The 22355-nt window shown below is 31.1% G+C and carries 19 protein-coding genes; 14 read left to right on the forward strand and 5 right to left on the reverse strand.

The window, feature by feature from the left end:
- Position 1: 1 nt before the first annotated feature.
- Genes MHN29_RS01455 through miaB form a run of 3 tightly spaced genes read right to left on the reverse strand, consistent with a single transcriptional unit; the run spans position 2 to position 3253 of the window.
- Positions 2-508 (reverse strand): LptE family protein, encoded by a 507-nt coding sequence (locus MHN29_RS01455; RefSeq protein ID WP_235273382.1) that lies wholly within the window; start codon positions 506-508, stop codon positions 2-4.
- A 45-nt stretch (positions 509-553) separates the two neighbouring features.
- Positions 554-1783, reverse strand: coding sequence for a sigma 54-interacting transcriptional regulator (locus tag MHN29_RS01460; protein ID WP_235273381.1), 1230 nt, complete (start codon positions 1781-1783; stop codon positions 554-556).
- Positions 1784-1798: 15 nt separating this feature from the next.
- A complete protein-coding gene (miaB, locus tag MHN29_RS01465; RefSeq protein WP_235273380.1) occupies positions 1799-3253 on the reverse strand; it encodes a tRNA (N6-isopentenyl adenosine(37)-C2)-methylthiotransferase MiaB in 1455 nt (484 codons plus the stop codon).
- A 204-nt stretch (positions 3254-3457) separates the two neighbouring features.
- Between miaB and topA the strand changes: the two genes are divergently transcribed.
- The 7 genes from topA (at position 3458) to MHN29_RS01500 (ending at position 12913) form a co-directional block, all read left to right on the forward strand.
- The gene (gene topA, locus MHN29_RS01470; RefSeq protein WP_235273379.1) at positions 3458-5944 is read left to right on the forward strand and encodes a type I DNA topoisomerase; all 2487 of its coding nucleotides are present in this window, start codon (positions 3458-3460) and stop codon (positions 5942-5944) included.
- A gap of 62 nt (positions 5945-6006) precedes the next feature.
- Complete coding sequence (locus MHN29_RS01475; RefSeq protein ID WP_235273378.1) at positions 6007-7167, forward strand: formimidoylglutamase; 1161 nt, start codon at positions 6007-6009, stop codon at positions 7165-7167.
- 99 nt (positions 7168-7266) lie between these two features.
- Positions 7267-8649, forward strand: coding sequence for a gliding motility lipoprotein GldK (gldK, locus tag MHN29_RS01480; RefSeq protein ID WP_235273376.1), 1383 nt, complete (start codon positions 7267-7269; stop codon positions 8647-8649).
- Between the two features lie 51 nt (positions 8650-8700).
- Positions 8701-9336: a gliding motility protein GldL gene (gldL, locus tag MHN29_RS01485; RefSeq protein WP_235273375.1), complete on the forward strand. Its 636-nt coding sequence runs from the start codon at positions 8701-8703 to the stop codon at positions 9334-9336.
- A 42-nt stretch (positions 9337-9378) separates the two neighbouring features.
- Positions 9379-10911 (forward strand): gliding motility protein GldM, encoded by a 1533-nt coding sequence (gldM, locus tag MHN29_RS01490; protein WP_235273374.1) that lies wholly within the window; start codon positions 9379-9381, stop codon positions 10909-10911.
- A gap of 18 nt (positions 10912-10929) precedes the next feature.
- Complete coding sequence (gldN, locus tag MHN29_RS01495) at positions 10930-11787, forward strand: gliding motility protein GldN (protein WP_235273373.1); 858 nt, start codon at positions 10930-10932, stop codon at positions 11785-11787.
- Between the two features lie 76 nt (positions 11788-11863).
- Positions 11864-12913: an FAD-binding oxidoreductase gene (locus MHN29_RS01500; protein ID WP_255689027.1), complete on the forward strand. Its 1050-nt coding sequence runs from the start codon at positions 11864-11866 to the stop codon at positions 12911-12913.
- Positions 12914-12917: 4 nt separating this feature from the next.
- Here MHN29_RS01500 and MHN29_RS01505 read toward each other — a convergent pair whose 3' ends face one another.
- Entirely contained in the window at positions 12918-13313 is a 396-nt protein-coding gene (locus MHN29_RS01505; protein ID WP_235273372.1) for a DUF983 domain-containing protein, read from the reverse strand.
- 116 nt (positions 13314-13429) lie between these two features.
- On the opposite strand from MHN29_RS01505, the gene MHN29_RS01510 reads away from it, so the two are divergent.
- The 4 genes from MHN29_RS01510 to MHN29_RS01525 are packed head-to-tail and all read left to right on the forward strand — an operon-like array spanning position 13430 to position 17636.
- A complete protein-coding gene (locus MHN29_RS01510) occupies positions 13430-15349 on the forward strand; it encodes an ABC-F family ATP-binding cassette domain-containing protein (protein ID WP_235273371.1) in 1920 nt (639 codons plus the stop codon).
- A gap of 1 nt (position 15350) precedes the next feature.
- Positions 15351-15908 carry a hypothetical protein gene (locus MHN29_RS01515; protein ID WP_235273370.1) on the forward strand — a complete coding sequence of 186 codons (558 nt, stop codon included), beginning with the start codon at positions 15351-15353 and terminating at the stop codon, positions 15906-15908.
- 22 nt (positions 15909-15930) lie between these two features.
- On the forward strand, positions 15931-16845 hold the full coding sequence (locus MHN29_RS01520; RefSeq protein WP_235276243.1) for a 1-aminocyclopropane-1-carboxylate deaminase/D-cysteine desulfhydrase: 915 nt from the start codon (positions 15931-15933) through the stop codon (positions 16843-16845).
- Positions 16845-17636 (forward strand): glucosaminidase domain-containing protein, encoded by a 792-nt coding sequence (locus MHN29_RS01525; RefSeq protein WP_235273367.1) that lies wholly within the window; start codon positions 16845-16847, stop codon positions 17634-17636. Before MHN29_RS01520 ends, MHN29_RS01525 begins: the two co-directional genes overlap by 1 nt.
- Positions 17637-17687: 51 nt before the next feature.
- Here MHN29_RS01525 and MHN29_RS01530 read toward each other — a convergent pair whose 3' ends face one another.
- Positions 17688-18806 carry a VWA domain-containing protein gene (locus MHN29_RS01530; protein ID WP_235273366.1) on the reverse strand — a complete coding sequence of 373 codons (1119 nt, stop codon included), beginning with the start codon at positions 18804-18806 and terminating at the stop codon, positions 17688-17690.
- Positions 18807-19033: 227 nt separating this feature from the next.
- Between MHN29_RS01530 and MHN29_RS01535 the strand changes: the two genes are divergently transcribed.
- The 3 genes from MHN29_RS01535 to MHN29_RS01545 are packed head-to-tail and all read left to right on the forward strand — an operon-like array spanning position 19034 to position 22355.
- Positions 19034-21256, forward strand: a complete 2223-nt coding sequence (locus MHN29_RS01535; RefSeq protein ID WP_235273365.1) for a histidine kinase — start codon at positions 19034-19036, stop codon at positions 21254-21256.
- Between the two features lie 2 nt (positions 21257-21258).
- Entirely contained in the window at positions 21259-21990 is a 732-nt protein-coding gene (locus MHN29_RS01540; protein ID WP_235273364.1) for a LytTR family DNA-binding domain-containing protein, read from the forward strand.
- A gap of 2 nt (positions 21991-21992) precedes the next feature.
- The gene (locus tag MHN29_RS01545; protein WP_235273363.1) at positions 21993-22355 is read left to right on the forward strand and encodes a hypothetical protein; all 363 of its coding nucleotides are present in this window, start codon (positions 21993-21995) and stop codon (positions 22353-22355) included.

The following is a 22355-nucleotide window of genomic DNA, read 5'->3' on the forward strand; positions in this document are numbered from 1 at the left end:
TTTACCATTTTCCAACAGATGCATTAAAAATATCTTGTGTAATTCTCTCTGTAATTACATTCAAAGCATTGGTTAATACACTTCCTGTTAACTGTTCATTTGCTCCATAATCATGATAATAAGAAAAACGTTTTTCAAAACTCTTTTTATCATCTAAATTGTTTATGTAGTTTACATTAACAGTAATTGTCAATCTGTTTTGAGCAGCAGTTTGGTTGGCAGTAGCACTCATTGGAGTAATTCTATAATCTGTTATTTCTCCAGAGAAATGCAAATCACCGTTATTTGATTCTAACGTTAAATTGGTTTGCCTTGTAAATAAATCACGTAAATCTTGTGTAAATTTTTGACTTAAAGTAGGCTCAATTAAAGGTGCTTGGTTAGGAAAAAAGTCAACTTGAATAGTTTTAGCATTTCCAGTGTCACCTCCAGTAAATGAATAGGCTCCACAACCAACTAGTATTGCTGTTAAAAGTGCAAATGTAAATATGTAAAATAATTTTTTCATAGAGTCAAAAATAAAGAATTCCTAGCCGTTTAATTGTTAACTAGATTATAAATCGTATTGTTTAATTTTTCGATACAATGTTCTTTCAGAAATACCTAATTCTTTAGCAGCTAATTTACGTTTACCACTATTTTTTTCTAAAGATTTCTTAATCATTTCAATTTCTTTTTCTTGCAATGATAAGTTTTCATCTTCTTCTATTGTTTCGGCATATTCGTAATTGCTTGGAACTGTAGAAGATTGAGGTATTTGAACAACCTCGACGTTTTGTGTTTCTGGAAGTTCTTGTTCTTGATATATTTTTTGAATCAATTGATGGTTTTCTGCTTGTACCTGTTCAGAATTTCCATTTTGCATCAAATCTAATGTGAGTTTTTTCAAGTCGTTTATGTCATTACGCATGTCAAATAAAATTTTATACATAATGTCACGTTCGTTTGCAAAATCAGAACTACTTGATTGCCCTCCAACTATGGCAGGTAAATTACCTTTATTATTAGGTAAGTATTGCACAAGTTTTTCAGGAGTTATAAGTCTGGTTTCTTCTACTACTGAAATTTGTTCAGCAATATTCCTTAACTGACGGATATTACCAGGGAAACGATAACTCAATAACATTTTTACTGCATTCTGATCTAAACGAATAGTTGGCATTCGATATTTTTGAGCAAAATCTGAAGCAAACTTCCTAAATAATAAATGAATGTCTTCGTTTCTATCACGTAATGCAGGTAAACCTATTTCAATAGTGCTTAAACGATAATATAAATCTTCTCTAAACTTCTCTTTAGAAATAGCTTGATGCATATTTACATTGGTGGCAGCTACAATACGAACATTTGTTTTCTGTACTTGAGAAGAACCTACTTTAATAAATTCTCCATTTTCAAGTACACGTAATAAACGTACTTGAGTTGTTAACGGAAGTTCACCAACTTCATCTAAAAAAATGGTACCTCCGTCTGCAACTTCAAAATAACCTTTACGTGTAGCAGTTGCTCCAGTAAAAGCTCCTTTTTCATGACCAAATAATTCGCTATCAATGGTTCCTTCTGGAATTGCACCACAGTTTACAGCAATATATTTTGCATGTTTTCTGTGTGATAGTTGATGAATTATTTTAGGAATATTTTCTTTACCTACACCACTTTCTCCAGTAACTAAAACCGAAATATCGGTAGGAGCAACGCGTATGGCTTTTTCTATGGCGCGATTTAAATGTAAATCGTTACCAATGATTCCAAAACGTTGTTTTATAGCTTGTAGGTTTTCCATTATTTATTTTAAAATTTAATTATTATCTGAGTATCCAACAGCAGTTCCTCTTAACGTAGCAGAAGTACAGTCTTCAACTTTAACATTTACAAAATCACCTAATTTATAATGCTCTTTAGGAAATACAATTACAGTATTTTGAGTATTTCTACCTTTCCATTCGTTAGGGTTTTTTTTAGAAGTTCCTTCAATTAAAACTTCTTCAACTTTTCCTAAGTGCTGGCGAGTTCTATATAAACTATGTTCTTGTTGTAAATCGATTACTTCTTGTAAACGTCTTTTCTTAACATCTAAAGGAACATCATCAGGCATTTTTTTAGCAGCTAAAGTTCCTGGTCTTTCAGAGTAAGCAAACATAAAACCGAAGTCGTATTTTACATGACGCATTAAGTCTAAGGTATCTTGATGATCTTGTTCAGTTTCTCCACAGAAACCACTAATCATATCTTGACTTAAAGCCATTTCAGGAATAATCCTGTAAATATTATCTACTAATTCAATATACTCTTCACGAGTATGTTGACGATTCATGGCTTTTAACATATTGTTACTTCCACTTTGAACTGGTAAGTGAATGTATTTACAAATGTTTTTATGCTTAGCCATTGTATGGATTACATCTAAACTCATATCCTGAGGGTTAGATGTAGAGAAACGAAAACGAGTCTTAGGATAAGTAGTAGCACACATGTCTAAAAGTTGTGCAAAATCAACAGCGGTAGCTTGTGCTAATTCTGAAGCTTTTTTAAAGTCTTTCTTTAATCCACCACCATACCATAAATAGGAATCTACGTTTTGTCCTAATAAAGTGATTTCTTTAAAGTTCTTATCAACCATAGAACCAATTTCCTCAATAATACTTTGAGGATCACGACTACGTTCACGTCCACGAGTAAAAGGTACTACACAAAATGTACACATATTATCACAACCACGTGTAATAGATACAAAAGCAGAAACTCCATTTGAATTTAAACGTACAGGAGAAACATCAGCATACGTTTCTTCTTTAGATAAAATCACATTTACAGCATCTCTACCTGCATCAACCTCTTCAATTAAATTAGGTAAGTCGCGGTAAGCATCTGGTCCCACAACTAAATCAACAATCTTCTCTTCTTCTAAAAACTTTTCCTTCAAACGTTCAGCCATACAACCTAAAACACCAACTTTCATTGTTGGGTTTACTTTTTTTACCGCGTTGTATTTTTTCAAACGATTACGAACAGTGGTCTCAGCTTTTTCTCTAATAGAGCAAGTGTTTACCAATACTAAATCAGCGTCCTCTAAACTCTGAGTTGTATTAAAACCTTGTTCAGCTAAAATAGAAGCAACGATTTCACTATCGTTCATGTTCATTTGACAACCATAACTTTCAATAAAAAGTTTTTTGTTGTTTCCTTCTTTTTGTTCAATAACAAGAGGTTTCCCTTGTTTATCTTCGTCAATTACCTTCTCTACGTGTTCCATAAATGCTAAAATCGTAATAAATAGTCTGCAAAGATACAACCAAAAAGGGTAACTTGTGACAAATTGGCATGAATACTTTTTAAAGTTAATAAATGGTAAAGTTTGTAGAAAAATCTTTCGTTAAAAAAAAACTACATACTTTTGCAAATTGAAAACACCATATTCTTATTAATATGGAGTGAAAAGAGATTAAGAGAAATACATATGGCAAAAAATTTAGTAATAGTTGAGTCACCTGCAAAAGCAAAAACAATTGAAAAGTTTTTAGGTAAAGATTTTCAAGTTGAATCGAGTTTTGGTCACATTGCCGATTTGCCTTCGAAAGAGCTAGGTGTAAATGTGGAAGGAGATTTTAAACCAAAGTATATAGTTTCTACAGATAAAAAAGCAGTTGTAAAAAAACTGAAAGATTTAGCAAAGAAAGCAGAAACTGTTTGGTTAGCAAGTGATGAGGATCGCGAGGGAGAAGCTATTGCATGGCACTTGGCTGAGCAATTAAAATTAAAAGAGGAGAAGACGAAACGAATTGTTTTTCATGAGATTACTAAAAAAGCCATTTTAAAAGCTGTTGAGAATCCAAGAGATATTAACTACAATTTAGTAAATGCACAACAAGCACGTCGTGTATTAGATAGATTAGTAGGATACGAACTTTCACCAGTGTTATGGAGAAAAGTAAAAGGAGGATTATCGGCTGGTAGAGTACAATCGGTAGCAGTACGTTTAATTGTAGAACGTGAGCGAGATATAGAAGGGTTTACACCAGTTGCATCATATAGAGTAGATGCTGAATTTATAAATGAAAATGGTAAAAAGTTTAAAGCTAAATTAGCTAAGAACTTTACCGAAAAGAAAGAAGCTGAAGACTTTTTAAATTCATGTTTAGATGCCGAATTCTCAGTTGCTGATTTACAGAAAAAACCAGCAAAGAAATCTCCAGCACCACCATTTACAACATCCACATTGCAACAGGAAGCTTCAAGGAAACTAGGTTTTCCAGTAGCTAAAACGATGATGGTTGCTCAACGTTTATATGAAGCCGGTTTGATTACTTATATGAGAACGGACAGCGTAAACTTATCAGATGATGCTAAAAATGCTGCTCAGGCTGAGATTATAGCTTCTTATGGAGAAGAGTATAGCAAGCCACGTAATTTTTCAAATAAATCTAAAGGAGCGCAAGAAGCTCACGAGGCGATTCGTCCAACTAACATGGAGAATCATGAAATTACAGGAGAGTATGATCAAACTAGATTATACAGTTTAATTTGGAAAAGAACGTTAGCATCACAAATGAGTGAAGCACAACTTGAAAGAACAGTTGTAAAAATAGATAATACTAAAAACGATAAACAATTCACTGCAAATGGAGAGGTTATCACATTTGAAGGTTTCTTAAAGGTTTACTTAGAAGGAACAGATAATGAGGAAGAAGAGCAAGCAGGAATGTTACCTAAAATGAGTGTTAAAGAAGTTTTAGGGAATGAATATATTACAGCAACAGAACGTTATTCACGTCCTCCAGCAAGATTTTCAGAGGCAGCTTTAGTTAAGCGTTTAGAAGAACTTGGAATAGGACGTCCATCTACATATGCACCAACAATTTCTACAATTCAAAGAAGAGAGTATATAGAGAAAGGAACAGTAGAAGGAAAAGAAAGAAATTATGTTCAGTTACGTTTAGCTAATCAAGCAGTCAAAGAAGAATTATTAACTGAAAGAGTAGGTTCAGATAAAGGTAAACTAGTTCCTACTGATATTGGTAATATTGTAAATGATTTCTTAGTAGCTAATTTTGATGCAATTCTTGATTATGGTTTTACAGCTAAGGTAGAAAGTGATTTTGATGAGATAGCTGAAGGAAAAGAAGACTGGACTGCCATGATAAAGGAGTTCTATCAAGATTTTCATGTTGTTGTTGAAGATGTTGCAGCAAATGCCGAAAGAGCTAAAGGAGAACGTTTGTTAGGAGTAGATCCAGAAAGTGGTAAGAATGTTTATGTGCGTTTAGGACGTTACGGCGCAATGGTGCAAATAGGTGAGGCTACTGATGAAGAAAAGCCACGTTTTGCGAGTTTACAAGGAGATCAAACAATGAACTCGATTACTTATGAAGAGGCAATGGATTTGTTTAAATTGCCAAAAACATTAGGTGAATACGATAATTTAGAGGTAGTTGTAGCAAATGGTCGTTTTGGACCTTATATAAAGTTTGATGGAAAATATGTATCTTTAGATAAAGGTGAAAATCCAATGTCTGTAGATATGGATAGAGCTATTGAGTTAATTGAAGCTAAAAGAAAAGCTGATGCACCGATAGGAGAATATGAAGGAATGCCAATTCAAAAAGGAGTTGGACGTTTCGGGCCATTTATTAAATGGAACTCAATTTTTATAAACGTAAATAAAAAATACGATTTTGATAATCTTTCTCAGGAAGATTTAGAAACGTTAATTGAAGATAAAAAGAGAAAAGAACGCGAAAAACTAATTCATAATTTTGAAGAAGTGGGTATTCGAGTAGAAAAAGCTCGTTGGGGTCGTTTTAATGTTATCAAAGGTAAGATTAAAGTTGAATTGCCTAAAACCACTGAAATTGAGAAGTTAACTCAAGATGAAGCTGTGAAAATGATAGAGGCTAAAACTCCAAAAAAGAAAACAACTAAGAGGAAAACCACTAAAAAAAAATAAAGTAGCTTTTAGAAAAAAATAGTTTAGTATATTGCGAATTCGTTAATCTGATCCCCTTAAAGATGAATTACGATTTTTTTAAGCCTATAAAAGATGCTGTAGTTGAGCATGTATTGTCACAGCCAACATCTGCATTGGGGCAAAATATTAGTTTACACACAACCGAAGATGGTTTCCCTAATTTATCAGGGGTAACCATAGCTATTCTTGGTGTAAAAGATGGTAGAGGAGCTGAAAATAATGAGGGCTGTGGTAACGACTTACAACATATTCGTAAAAAGTTGTACGAATTATTTCCAGGTAAATGGAAAACAAAAATTGCTGATTTAGGTAATATAGAACAAGGTAATACAGTTAAAGATACTTACTTTGCTGTGAGTACTTCCGTAGAATTTTTAATTAAAAAAAATATCTTACCTATTATAATAGGTGGAAGTCAAGATATTACTTATGCCAATTATAGAGCTTACGATGCTTTAGAACAAACAGTTAATTTAGTGTCAGTAGACAGTCGTTTTGATTTAGGTTCTATAGATGAGGAAATGTCTTCAAAATCCTTTTTAAGTAAAGTGATAATGGAGCAGCCTAATAACTTGTTTAACTATAGTAATATAGGATATCAAACTTATTTTAATTCACAAGAAGAAATTGACTTACTAGATAAGTTATATTTTGACGCTTTTAGGTTAGGAGAAGTTAAAAATGTAACTTTAGTAGAGCCTATAATGAGAGATGCCGATATTGTAAGTATAGATATTGGTTGTATACGTCAAAGCGAAGCTCCAGCAAATAGCAATGCCTCACCAAATGGATTTTATGGCGAAGATATATGTGCTATAACCAGATATGCTGGTATAAGCGATAAGGTTACTTCTTTTGGAATATATGAATACAACAGTATGTTAGATTCAAATTATCAAACAGCGAATTTAATTGCTCAAATGATTTGGTATTTTATAGAAGGAGTAAATTACAGAGCAAAAGATTACCCTTTTGTAACAAAAGAAAAATATCAAAAATTTACAGTTCTTTTGAACGATGACGACCCAATAAACTTTTATAAAAGTGACAAAACAGGTCGTTGGTGGATGGAAATAAATTTAATATCGAATAATAAACACAAAAGACATGCGTTAATACCATGTAACTATCAAGATTATGAACAGGCACTTAAGCAAAAAATGCCTAATAGATGGTTTAAAGCTTTGCAAAAGCTTGTTTAAAAGAGAGTTGTCTTTTAAATGGTAAAAAAATATAATACGTAATTGTTTTTTAATAAAAAAAATAATAGGTTTACGCCTCTTTTTTAAGAAAGGAATAATATGAAGAAAATAGCAGTACTTGCATTATTAGTATCTATCGCTTACTCTTGTGGTTCAGGTGGAGGAGATAGAGGAGAATTAGTCGGAGTAAAGTCAAAAAGAAAATGGTTTGCAGAAAAGCCATATGGAATGGCTAAAATCCCTGGAGGTTCGTTTACAATGGGTAAACAAGATGAAGATCCTTTAGGAGCTATGAATGCCCCAACTAAGACAGTAACCGTTCAGCCGTTTTATATGGATGAGTCTGAAATTACTAATAGTGAATATAAACAGTTCGTATACTGGGTAAGAGATTCAATTACTAGAACAAAATTAGCTTACCAAGCAGAGTTTGCTTCAGGAGGTGATGAAGACCCAGCTAATGCAGGTAAAAATGCTCAAGGTATACAATTATATGCTTTTGCTTCTAAGGATACAGTAAATGAAACTCCTTACGAAAAGTATATGAGAGAAAATTACTATGAGTTAGGAGAAGGATTAGATTCTTTAAAGCCTTTAAACTGGCAAGAAGACTTAGTATGGGAAGCTCAGGAGTATCCAGATGCTGACTATGTAGAAGTAATGGATTCTTTATATATAAAAAAGGACGAAGCCTTAAACGGAATCAGAACTTTTAATACAAAATTATTAAACTACAGATACTTCTGGTTTGATAACGATGCTGCTGCAAGAACAGGTAAGAATAGAAAAGATTTTATGAAGAGTGAGGTAATCAATGTATATCCAGATACAACAGTTTGGATTAAAGATTTTAATTACTCTTATAACGACCCAATGCATCAAGAATATTTTGCACACAAAGCTTACGAAAACTACCCTGTAGTAGGAGTAACTTGGAACCAAGCAAAAGCTTTCTGTCACTGGAGGACTAAAACAAAAAATAGATATCAAAGATCTAGAAAGAAATTAGGTTTAGTACCTAACTTCAGATTACCAACAGAGGCAGAGTGGGAGTATGCTGCTCGTGGAGGTTTAAACTATGCAAAATATCCATGGGGAGGTCCTAGTACAACAAGTGATAGAGGTTGTTTCTTAGCAAACTTTAAACCAGTACGTGGAGATTATGCAGCTGACGGAGCTTTATATACTGTAGAAGCAGTTTCATATAACCCTAATGAATATGGATTGTATAATATGGCAGGTAACGTTGCAGAGTGGACAAACACAGCATATAATCAAATGTCATACTACATGGGATCAACAATGAATCCAAATGTAGAAATAAAAGAAAACAGAAGGAAAATCATCCGTGGAGGATCATGGAAAGATGTAGCGTATTTCTTAGAAGTAAGTTCTCGTGACTGGGAATATGCAGATACAGCAAGAAGTTACATCGGATTTAGAACAGTACAAGATTACTTAGGTACTAACAAAAATCAGTAAACAAATTACAAACAAGAATAAATATTAATTCCCTTAAAAATCAAAAGAATTATGGCACAATCAAAATCAACTAAGAAAATGTTCAATATGGCTTACGGTTTAGGAGCCGCAGTTGTAATTATTGGAGCATTATTTAAAATCTTACACTGGCCTTTTGGAAACGAAGTATTAATGGTAGGTATGATAGTAGAAGCACTAGTATTTGGTATTTCTGCATTTGAACCAGTAGAAGATGAATTAGACTGGACAAAAGTTTACCCAGAATTAGCAGGTGGAGAGTCTATTGAAAGAAATGGAGAAGCTAGCCCAGCTGAAGCTCAAAGCATGTTATCTCAAAAATTAGATGATATCTTAAGAGACGCTCGTTTAGACGCAAACTTAGTATCTAGTTTAGGAGAGAGCATCAAAAACTTCCAAGGTGCTGCTGAAGGATTAACTTCAACTTCAAATACAATAGCTTCAACTAATCAATATAACGAGCAAATGGCTATGGCTGCTGCTAAATTAGAGTCGTTAAACGGATTATATGCTACACAAGTAGAAAATGCTGGTAAGCAAGCTGATTTAAACTCTGCATTAGTTGAAAACTCTCAACGTTTACAAGAACAAATGGAATCGTTAGCTACTAACTTATCTTCTTTAAACGGAGTATACGGAGGTATGTTAACTGCAATGTCGAATAAATAATTAGTTTATCTAATTAATATTAACTAACAAACTAATTATAGTATGGCAGGAGGAAAACTATCACCAAGGCAGAAGATGATTAACCTAATGTATCTGGTATTTATTGCAATGTTAGCAATGAATATGAGTAAAGAGGTATTATCTGCTTTCGGTTTGATGAATGAGAAGCTTGTAGAAGCAAATGATAAAGCAACTGTAAAGAACACAAGCGCATACGCTACTTTAGCTCAAAAAGCTCAAGAGCAAGCTAAACAATACGGAGAGGCTAAAGAAAAAACAGATAAATTAAAAGTTTTAGCTGATGATTTATATGGATACATTGGAGATTTAAAAACTCAAATGATGGCAGGAGTTAAAGATCCTAAAGCCTATGAGTCAATGGATAAATCTAAGTTCTTAGATGTACTTTTTTTCAAAGGAGGTAAAGTATCTAAGCAAGGTAAAGAATTCGTTGCTAAAATCGAAGAGTTTAGAAACCAAGCAGCAGGTTTATTAGAAGGAACAGAAGTTGCAGAAGTTATTAAAGCTCGTTTTAATACAGACAAAGTAACTAATAAAGATAAAAAGAAAATTGACTGGTTAAAATACAACTATGAAGGATTTCCTTTAGTAGCATCTTTAACTAAGTTTACTCAAATTCAAGCTGATGTTAAAGCAACTGAATCTGATGCATTATCTGCTTTATTACAAGGTGAATTAGAGAGTGCAGTTTCTTTAAAGAATTATGAAGCAATGGTTCTTTTTGAAAAGAATGCATACTACCCAGGTGAAAAATTATCAGGTAAGATTGTTTTAGGTAAGAAAGATGACAATTTAACTGCTGAAAAAGTAATTGTTAACGGTAAAGAAATTGAAGCTGACAAAATCAAGGCAGGACAGGTTATCTTAGACGGACCAGCTGGATCTGTAGGGGATAAGACATTAGAAGGAGAGTTCCAATTCATGGAAAACGATTCTTTAGTAACTATTCCGATTGTAGGAGGTTATTCAGTAATTCCAAAGCCTAATGAAGCTGTGGTATCTGCAGACAAAATGAATGTAGTATACCGTGGATTACCAAACCCGTTAACTATTTCTGTACCAGGAGTAGCAAGTAACAAAGTAAAAGCTTCTGCACCAGGATTAAGACAAGTTAAAGGAGACAAGTATGTAATGAGACCAGGTAAAGGTGGAGAAGTAACTATTAGAGTTTCTGCAGAATTACCAGGTGGTGGAAAAATTAATACACCAAAGAAATATAGAATTAAAGACATACCACCAGCAGTAGGTATGGTAAGAGGTCAATATGGTACTGTAAGAATGCCTAAAGCTAGTGTATCTAGAATTAATGTAGGTGCAGGTTTACCAGATTTCTTATTCGATTTAAAATTAAATGTATCTAGTTTTAAAATTAAAGTACCAGGTCAGGTAACTGTACCAGTAAATGGAACTAAGTTAACAGCTAGAGCAAAACAGGCATTAGGTAGAGCAAGAAGAAATGATGTGATTACTATTTATGATATTAAAGCATCTGTATCTGGTTCTAACTATAAAATCAAGAAAGTATTACCTGTTAGTATAGAAATTACGAATTAATAAGTAAAAATTTAAAGTATGAATTGGAAGCGTTTTTATATGGTTTTATTTGCACTTGCTACAACAAGTTATGTAAGTGCCCAAGCTAACCTCTTAAATGCTACAAAGGTAGATGAAATTGGAGTTAAATCTGAAGCACAAATAGTTTCAGAGGACGATAAGCCACTTCCTTATGGTTATATTAGCGATAGAGATGTGTTATGGTCTAAAGTGGTGTGGGAATATGTTGATTTAAATCAAAAGATCAATTTACCTTATTACTATCCAATTGATACTACAAATGCAGGTTTAACAAGACGTTCATTATTTGATACATTGTTAAAAGGTATTAAAAATGGTGAGATCAAAGAGGTTTATAGTGATTCTTATTTTACAACTAAGATTGGAATGGAAGAAATTAAATCTATGACTTACAACGAGCGTGATGATGGTTACGGAAACATTGATCCATATTCTGTACAGTCTGCAGATATCAAAGGATACTTAATAAAAGGTATTTGGTATTTTGACAAAAGAGGTGGAGAGCTTAAGTATCGTATGTTAGCTTTAGCACCAATGGGACCAGATGTACAGATTTTAGGTACAGATATCGAAGATGAAGGAGAGTATGCATTATTCTGGGTATTCTTCCCTGATGCAAGAGAAACTTTACATGCATCAAAAGTATTTAATCCTGAAAACTCAGCTCAACCGTTATCTTATGATAACTTGTTAAATGCGAGAAGATTTACTTCTACAGTTAGAAAGGAAGAGAATATTTACGGAGATAGATCTATTAAAGATTATGTAAGAGGAAATTCTTTATTCCAATTATTAGAAGCTGATAGAATTAAAGAAGGAATTCGTAACAGAGAAATGGATATGTGGAATTACTAGTAATTCTCATTGAATAAAATAAAAAGCGTTTGCAATGCAAACGCTTTTTTTGTTTTAATAGTAGTATTTTTGAACTATGAATATTGAGGTTGATTATATTATAGTAGGTTTAGGTTTAGCAGGGATATCATTTGCTGAAATTTTAGAAAGAAATAATAAGAGTTTTGTCGTTTTTGAAGATAATTCACAAAACTCCTCTATAGTAGCAGGTGGAGTATATAATCCAGTAATATTAAAACGTTTTACGCCTGTTTGGAACGGGCATAAACAAATAGAACTAGCAAAACCATTTTATAAAAATATAGAGGAAAAACTATCGACTCAATTGGATTATGAATTTCCAACAAAAAAAGTGTTCAATAGTATAGGGGATGAAAACAACTGGTTTATAGCTTCAGATAAACCAATGTTAGCTCAATACATGCTTCCTAAGGTATTAAAAGGAAAAATAGATGGTGTTGTAGGTGATTTTGGATTTGGTGAATTAAAAGGTACGGGAAGAGTTGATACTACAACACTTGTAAAATTGTATAAAGCGTATTTGAATGAGAAGAACTTGTTAATAAATGAAAGTTTTAAACATTCAGAGTTAATTTTGAAAGGAGAAAAAGTAAATTATAATAATATTATTGCTAATAGAGTTGTTTTTTGTGAAGGTTTTGGAGTAAAGAATAACCCATATTTTAATGAGCTTCCACTAAAAGAGGCAAAAGGAGAAACGATAACAATTCATGCACCAGAATTAAAAATCAATTTCTTATTAAAATCAAGTGTGTTTGTAATGCCATTAGGCAATGATTATTACAAGGTTGGAGCTACTTTTAATTGGACAGATAAAACATCATTACCTACAAAAGAAGGAAGAAAAGAGTTGGAAGATAAACTACAAAAAGTAATTTCAGTTCCATACACAGTAACCAATCAATTGGCAGGAATTAGACCTACAGTAAAAGATAGAAGACCTTTAGTAGGAACACACTCTAAATATAAACAATTAGCAGTTTTAAATGGTTTAGGAACCCGAGGTGTTATGATAGGTCCAAGTATTGCCATAAGCTTATTTAAACACTTAGAAAAAGGTGAAAAACTAGATAAAGAAATAGATATAAAAAGGTTTGAAAAATAAAATGTTATTTTTCAGACTGTAATTCCTTAGCCTTTTTATTGTAAGAGACAAAGAGATTAATCCAGATAATACGAGATAAACGTAAATTGATAGGTGTCAGTAATAAAGAAACAACTACAATTGAGATAAAACTCTTTAAGATAGAGAGTCCAATGAAAACTTTAGCTATAATAAAAATACCTACAAATAAAGCAACAGCAATAGCATAGTTAACATACATTGCACCAAAGAAAAAAGAAGGTTCCATCATGTATTTTAAGTTACATTTAGGGCAATTTTCATGCAAAGTTGTTATTTTCTTTGGATTGAAAGATATACGGTATTTAAAAAATTCACCTTCATGACAACGAGGGCATTTACTTTTAAAAATACTGTATAGTTTACTTCCTTTTCCAAACATATCTTATTATAGGCCTAATTAATTATTTCGTTTTGTAAGTTTGCACAAATTTCAACAAAAATAACACAGTATTTTGTAACAGTAGTTACAAAAACAAAGTAATTCGTAAAAAGACTATGTTAAACGTACATAATTTATCGGTTTCGTTCATGGGAACAGATTTATTCTCAGGAATCACTTTTAAATTAAATAAAGGAGATAGAATAGGATTGATTGGAAAAAATGGAGCAGGAAAATCTACTTTATTAAAAGTGCTTTCTAAAGATATCGAAAGCAGTGGAGGTACTATGGCTTTTGATAAAGAAGTACGAATAGGTTTTTTACGTCAGGATATAGATTTTGTTCATGGTAGAACAATATTGGAAGAAGCGTATCAGGCTTTTACAGAAATTAAAGAAATAGAATTTGAGCTTGATGAAATTAACCAACAGCTAGCCGAACGAACCGATTATGAAAGTGAAGCTTATAATGATTTAATCATTAGTTTGAATGAAAAGACTGAGCGTTATGAGTTGTTGGGAGGTTATAATTATCAAGGAGAAACAGAAAAGATTTTACAAGGTTTAGGTTTCCAAAGAGAAGATTTTGATAAGCTGACAGATACTTTCTCAGGAGGTTGGCGTATGCGTATTGAATTAGCAAAATTATTATTACAAAGTAATGATATTTTATTATTGGATGAGCCTACTAACCACTTAGATATTGAATCGATCATTTGGTTAGAAAACTTCTTAAAAAATTATGCTGGAGCAGTAGTCTTAGTTTCGCATGATAAGATGTTTTTAGATAATGTAACCAATAGAACTATAGAAATATCTTTAGGTCAAATTTACGATTATAAAAAGCCTTATTCGGAATTTTTAAAGTTACGTGCAGAAATAAAAGAAAAGCAGTTACAAGCGCAAAAGAATCAACAAAAAGAAATAGAGCATACAGAAAAGCTTATTGAGAAGTTTAGAGCAAAGGCGAATAAGGCTGCAATGGCTCAATCCTTAATAAAGAAACTTGATAGAGTAGAACGTATTGAAGTAGATCAAGATGATAATGCAACAATGAATGTTCGTTTTGCAATTTCAAAAGAGCCAGGTAAAATAATTGTAGAAGCAGAAAACTTAGCCAAAAGTTATGGAGAAAAACAAGTGCTTCAAAATGTAGATTTACTAATAGAGCGTAATAGTAAAATAGCCTTTGTTGGTCAAAATGGACAAGGAAAATCTACATTAGCTAAAATGATGGTGGGAGAAATTCCGTTTGAAGGAAATTTAAAGTTAGGGCATAACGTAGAAATAGGATACTTTGCTCAAAATCAATCAGAAGAATTACCACCAGAAAAAACAGTATTGGAAATTATGGAAGATGCTGCGACAGATTCTAATAGAATGCGAGTCAGAGATATGTTGGGATCATTCTTATTTGGAGGAGAAGCGGTTGATAAAAAGGCAAAAGTATTATCAGGAGGAGAACGAAATCGTTTAGCATTATGTAAATTATTATTATCACCATTCAATGTGTTAATAATGGATGAGCCTACAAATCACCTAGATATAGCTTCAAAAAATGTGTTAAAGAAAGCGCTTCAAAGCTTTGATGGAACATTAATTATAGTGTCTCACGACCGTGATTTTCTACAAGGTTTAACTACAACAGTCTATGGGTTTAAAGACAAAGTAATAAAAGAATATTTAGGAGATATTGATTATTTCTTAGAGCAGCACAAAATGGAAAGTTTGCGTGATGCAGAAAAGAAAACAGTTGTAAAAGAAGGTAAAGATACTTCAAAGAAAGAAAGTTATAAATTATCTAGAGAGCAAGAAAAAGAAATTAAAAAGTTAAAAAATAAAATAAATAAAATTGAAAATAGAATAGCTGACATCGAAGCAGAAATAGAAAAAATAGACTTAGAGTTAGCTCAAAACTATGAAGAGGTATCTTCTCAGCCTAATTTCTTTGAAAACTATAAAGCAAAGAAGGCAGAGGTTGATACTTTAATGGAAGAATGGGAAACAATTGAAGAACAAATTGCAAATTATAATTAAAATGAAAAAGTATTTAATCATCACACTTTTAGCGTTAATATCTTGTAGTAGTAATGAAGATAGCCATGAAATAAAAGATATAACTATAGTTACAGGAATAAAATTAATAAATGATTTTGGACTAGAAATAGGCCGTTTAGGAAATCCTAATGGGTTGTTTTATAAGAAAGAAAAAGATCAAAATGATCCTTCTAAATATGTGAAAAATAAAATTGTTACGATGTATCCTATACCAGCAGTCAATATTTTTAAGTTGGCTTCACAAAAAAATATTTTAAAGGTTTGGGTTTTAAAGGGACAGTCAACAAATGTGTTTAAAAACGTTGTTTTTGAAGATTATTTGACAAATGATTTATACACAGCGAGTGAGGTTATAAACAAAGCTATTGAAGAAATAAAGCCAACAAAACTTACCAATTCATTAACTATAAATGCAAGTAAATTTGAGAGTGGGCTTTACAGAGTTTTCGTTGAGCTAGAGGGAGGAGAAATATATTGGGAAAACACTTATATAGGAGATTATAATAATGATTTTGAATCAATAAATTATTGGAAATAAATTGTTTTTGTCCAATCCTAATATACAAAATCAACAAGTTCTTCTTCCTATTTTAGAAGAAAAACAAGTGACGCTTTATATAAAGCGAGAAGATCAAATTCATCCATTTGTTTCTGGGAATAAATTCAGAAAACTTAAATACAATATAGCTCAAGCTAAAGAACAACAAAAAAGCACTTTGTTAACTTTTGGAGGAGCATTTTCTAATCATATTGCAGCAACAGCAATTGCAGGGAAATTATCGGGATTTAAGACTATAGGAGTAATAAGAGGAGATGAACTGGGGATAGATTTAGACAAAACATTAGCTCAAAATGAAACTTTAAGAGAAGCTTTTAAAAATGGAATGGAGTTTAAATTTGTTTCGAGATCAGTTTATAGACAAAAAACAGAAAAAGGTTTTGTAGAAAAACTTCAAAAAGAGTTTGGAGATTTTTATCTGGTACCAGAAGGAGGAACTAATGAATTGGCAATAAAAGGTTGCAAAGAGATCTTAACAAAAGAAGATGAAAAATTCGATTATATTTGTTCTGCAATTGGTACTGGAGGTACTATTTCTGGTCTAATAGAATCAGCTAAAGAGCATCAAAAAATAATTGGTTTTCCAGCATTAAAAGGAAGTTTTTTAGAAAAAGAAATTCAACAGTTTGTTCAAAGGAATGATAATTGGAGCTTGGAAAATGAGTATCATTTTGGTGGATACGGAAAATATAATGAAGCGCTAATTTGTTTTATAAATGAGTTCAAAAAAGCTACAAATATTCCATTAGATCCAATTTATACAGGTAAAATGATGTTTGGAATACTAGAAAAGGTAAAGAAAGATGAATTTCCAAGAAATAGTAAAGTATTAGCAATTCATACAGGAGGTTTACAAGGAATAACAGGGGTAAACCAAAAATTAAAGAATAAAAATCAAGAGATAATAAACATTTAATGAGAATAAAGTTAGTTTTTTATATAGCAATTTGTACAGCATTTTTAGTAAGCTGTGGTTCTAATAAAAATGTAGTTAAGTCAAAGCAAAAAGAAGTTGTTTTAGAAGAGGTTGAAGAAGTGGTGCCAGAGCTACCACAATTAGAGCAGATACAAAAACCTTTAAAAACAAATACAAACCATACAGTAGCTTATATTCAGAAGTTTGCACCAATTGCTGTAAAAAAAATGCATGAGCATAATATTCCAGCAAGTATAACACTAGCGCAAGGAGTATTAGAATCAGGGAGTGGAAGAAGTGATTTAGCAAGAAGATCAAATAATCATTTTGGAATCAAATGTCATAGAGGTTGGAAAGGAAAAAGTGTAACACATGACGATGATGAAAAAGGAGAGTGTTTCAGAAAATATAAATATCCAGAAACATCTTATGAAGATCATTCGCAGTTTTTACTTACACGTAAACGCTATGCAAGCTTATTTAAATTGGGGCATACAAATTATAAAGGATGGGCTTATGGTTTACGAAGAGCAGGTTACGCAACAGATAAACGCTATCCGCAAAAATTAATTGGTATTATAAAAAAATATGATTTAGCAAAATATGATAGGGTAAAACCTAAAAATTATAGAAAACCTCAAAAGATTCAAAGAGGATATCATGAAGTGCAAAAAGGGGATACTTTGTATTCTATAGCAAAGAAATACCAAACAACTGTAAGTAAAATAAAAGAAGCCAATGGACTTACAAGTAACAGCATTAGTATAGGAGAAAAACTAATAGTAAAATAAAAAAGCGGAGTACCACTCCGCTTTGAAAACTAACTACTAATCAAACTAAACCTACCAAGAATAGTTTTTCTTTTTCGCTTGGTTTTTTATCGCTTTAATCATAACACTTTCCAACTCGTTATTCTTAGATGATTCACGTTGTTTTTTAGCTACGTATAGTTTTCTTTTTTTATTTAATTCTTTTATTTTTTCTTGAATTTCTAATCGTTCCTTACGTTTAGTTTCTACATACTTTTTTATTTCTTTTGAAGACTTGTTTTGTAAATGCTTAGGAAGTTGTTTTTTCTTTAATTTATTATAATCAATTTCTTTTTCTTCAGAAGCATCAACTAAATCCCATTCAGCATTTTTATACAATTTAGAGCTTTTAGTAACAGCTCTTTTTACAACAACTACTTCGTTTAAAGTAAGAGCATTAGAATCTTGTTTTGTTTGATTACTATACTTAGAGTATCCTTTGTTTCCATAATGAATATAAGTCTTATTTAGTTTTTTATTTAAAATGATAATTTCTTTGTCGTAAGGAGTAACTATATGAACAATATTCTTATTGTGATTAATAGTCATATAATCACCACCACCATAAATAGCACCATCTTGCCACATTCCAGAAATTCCTAAATTATAATCACCACAAAAAATAGTATTAATAGTAATGTCTTTTTCTTTAGCGTTGGTTATCGCATCTTTATAGTTTAACTTACCTTGAGTGAAAGGTTCGTTTCCTGCAATAAAAATCATTTTTAAATCATTCTTTCTTTTACCCCAATCAAGTTCATTAAGAGAGGTTTGAATAACTTGCCCGCAAAATTCGCTTCCTCCATTTGTGGTTAAAGAAAATAAATGTTCAGAGATATCATCCAAGTTACTGGTGAATTGTAATACCTGACGAATATATCCTTCTTTCGAAGATAATTGATCGTTACCATACTCATACAATGCAATTTCCAATTTAGGAGTTACTCCATTACATTTGGCATAAGATAATTCGTTTACAATTTCCCATAATTGAGCTTTTGCTTGATTAATAAGCCCATCCATACTATTACTTGTGTCTAATAATATAGCAACCTTAGTGGTTTGTGTTTTATTATCAGGGTTGGTAGCATAACCAACTATAGAAAATAGAAAAGTAAAAACGAATAAAATTTTTAATACTTGAGTTTTCATAATTATTTTGTTTTAAGTTATCAATAGTTTGGTGGCTAATTATTTCAAAACTAAGAGCAACTTATTTGATAAAAAAACTAGAATGAGTAAACAGTCGGTGTTAATGAGTAATTAGAGTTAAGAAATGAGTAAAAGAGGTTTTTGATGAGTGTTTTAAGGATATTCCGGAAGTTTTCAATTTTTCGAACTCAGTTTTTGTATGTATGTTTACACTAATTAAGAGAAAGATGAATAAAAAAATAAGCATATTATTTATACTGTTATTATTGAATTTTTGTGTGGTTTTTTCTCAAAATAAAGAGAATGTAGCTAAAGAGTTTTCAGTAAAAGTTAAGGTAGTAGATAATAACTCAGGTGAGGCAATTAAAAATGCAGATGTATCAGTAAACGGTAAGAGGTTTTTGTTTTCAAATTCTCAGGATAGATATATAGTTAAAGCAAAATCAAAAGATGAACTTGTGGTTACTCATCCAGATTTTATGACTGTTTATTACACTATTAAAGATAGTGAAGACATAAAGGTTTTAGTTAAGGATTTTGAAGGAAAGAAAAAATCTAAATATAGTTTTAGCAAAGTTTCTTTTAATAGTAGAGGAAGATCAAGAAAAAAAGATTTAGACCTGTATAGTCAATATTTTGATTCAGTAAAATTTTATAAACAAAAAAATTTAGATAAAAGTTTAACTTTTGTTGAAAGAATGCTTAACGAAAGTGAAACTAAAAGACGTAAGTCAGTTTCTTATAAAGAGCTAGGGGAAATATATACATATTGGAAACAGTACGATTTAGCAATAGAGAATTATAAAGCATCTATAAATGAAGTTTATGATAATAAAGTATTGTTATTGCTAGCCAAAACTGAATTATTAGCCTTAAAGAATGGAGATGCAAAGAGGAATTATAAAAAAGTATTAAAGGGGAAGTTAAGTAAATATGATCGTTTGTTAGCTTATGAAGGATTAGGAGATGCGTATAAAAATTTATTAGAATTAGAGAAAGCTTTAGATAGTTATAAAAGTGCATTGAATATAGCTCAGGAAAGACAAATAAAATCTAAAATAACAGATTTAAATGCTAGGTTAGCAGAAGTTTATGTTAAGTTAGGAGAAGAGAAAAAAGCAGATTCATTATTTGAAAGCTCGTTAGATTTAGCATATGCTAATTTAGCATTTCCGATGAATTCATTAAAGGTACAACAAAAAGTTGCTGATTATTACAATCAAACTCAGCGTTATGATGATGAAATTGATTTAAGGAAAGAGAGTTTAAAAAACGCAGAAAATATAGTAATTGACAAAGAAAATAAGGAGTTACAGGTTGATTCGATTACTTCTCAAAAAATAAATTACAAGATAGGGAATGCATATATTTTAAAGGAGGAATATAACGAAGCAATTCCTTATTTAAAAAAGAGTATTGAAGAAGCTAATAAGAATGAAGATATTGTTATTCAAAAGGATGCAACTCGTAAACTTTCGGAAGTTTTAGAATCAGTAGGAAATCATAAAGGAGCATTGGAAGCTTATCAGAGTTATGTGAAATTAGTAGATACACTATATTCTAGAAAAGAACAGGAAATACAACAAATCAAACGTTTTGGTAGGAGAATAGCAGAGAGTCAAAATAGAATATCAAGTTTAGAAAAAGACAAAGAGCTAGCAGAAAATAAAATAGATTTAGCCTATAAGGATCAACAAATAACTCAAGAAAGTAATAAACGTCAAGAAGTAATCATTTATTCATTATTAGCAGGGATTTTATTAATGTGCTTATTAGCCTATTTTATGCATCGTACCAATAAAGAACAAAAACTAGCAAATAATTTATTAGCATTAAAATCTATGCGTTCACAAATGAATCCTCATTTTATATTTAATGCATTAAATTCAGTAAATAATTTTATAGCGGTAAATGATGAGCGTAGCGCAAATAGATATTTGTCAGAGTTTTCAGTGTTAATGCGCTCGGTATTGGAAAATTCCGACGAAGATTTTATTCCGTTAACAAAAGAAATAGAATTGTTAGAGTTATATGTAAAGCTAGAACACAATCGATTTAAAGATAAATTTGAATATCTAATTTCAGTTGATGAGAAAATAAAATTAGATACTTATACGATTCCTCCAATGTTATTGCAGCCCTATATAGAAAATGCAATTTGGCATGGACTTCGATACAAAAAAGAGAAAGGAAACTTAACAATTTCTATGGTTCAGTATGATGAAGAAAGTATTTTGATAACTATTAAAGATGATGGAGTTGGACGAAAGAAATCAAAGGAAATGAAAACTAAGCACCAACTAAAACAGAAGTCAAAAGGAATGAGTACAATTCAAAATAGAATAGCTATTTTGAATGATATGTATAAAGATAAAATAGCTGTTTCTATTTCCGATTTATTAGAAGATGAAACAGGAACAAAAGTAGAAATGATTTTAAAAAGAAATTAGCAATGAAATTGAAAGCAATTATAATAGAAGATGAAGTAATTGGAAGAGATATATTAAGAAACTATCTCTCAAAGTATTGTCCAAATGTTCAATTAGTAGGAGAGGCAAGTAATATAGATGACGGGCAAAAATTAATTGAAAGTAATGAGCTAGATCTAGTGTTTTTAGATGTAGAAATGCCATATGGAAATGGATTTGATTTGCTAGATAGAATAAACAATCAAACATTCGAAACTATTTTTGTAACAGCTTATGATCATTATGCAATTGAAGCATTAAACAATCAAGCCACATACTATTTATTAAAGCCTATTTCAATAGATGAATTAATAAAAGCGGTAAGTTTAGTAACAGAGATAAAAGAAAGAGAAAAAGAATTAGAAAATACAGTATTGTTACCAAAGAATAATCTAGCCTCAGAAAAGATAACAATACCGCAACAAGATGGCTTTGAAGTTATTGATATAAATGATATTCAATTTTGTAAGGCAGATGACAATTATACTGAAATACATTTTTTAAACTCTAAAAAATTAGTTAGTAAGACTTTAAAATATTTTGAAGAATTATTAAAAGAAAGCTCATTTGCCAGAGTACATAAATCGTACTTAGTAAATGTGAATATGATTGTAAAATATAAAAAAGGCAAAGGAGGAAGCGTAATTTTATCCAATGGACAAGAAATTATGGTTTCATCATCAAAAAAAGCGAACCTATTATCATATTTTAAATAGAAATGAAAAAGATTACATTATTAATTTTAATAGTTGTTTTTGCTTCTTGTCACTTTTATGGAAGCGAAGTTAAATTCGAAATAGTTAATAACACAGAATTTGTCATAGATTCATTAAGTATTGTTCCGAATTCAGAAAAACCATTAAAAAATATAACCTTAAAGCCATATCAAAAGTCTATGTATGTAGTTGATATGTCTGATATTCCTCCGATAGATGGAAGTTATAATTTGAGTTACAAAATGAATAACGAGTTTGTAAATAAGAATTATGGTTATTATTCAAATGGAATACCACTCGAAGAATATGTAGTAGTTACTATAGAAAAAAATACAGTTATATTTAATCCAAAAGTATTAGAATAA

Origin of the sequence: Tenacibaculum sp. Cn5-46 (genome assembly GCF_022347705.1) — a bacterium.
In the GTDB taxonomy this organism is placed as follows: domain Bacteria; phylum Bacteroidota; class Bacteroidia; order Flavobacteriales; family Flavobacteriaceae; genus Polaribacter; species Polaribacter aiptasiae.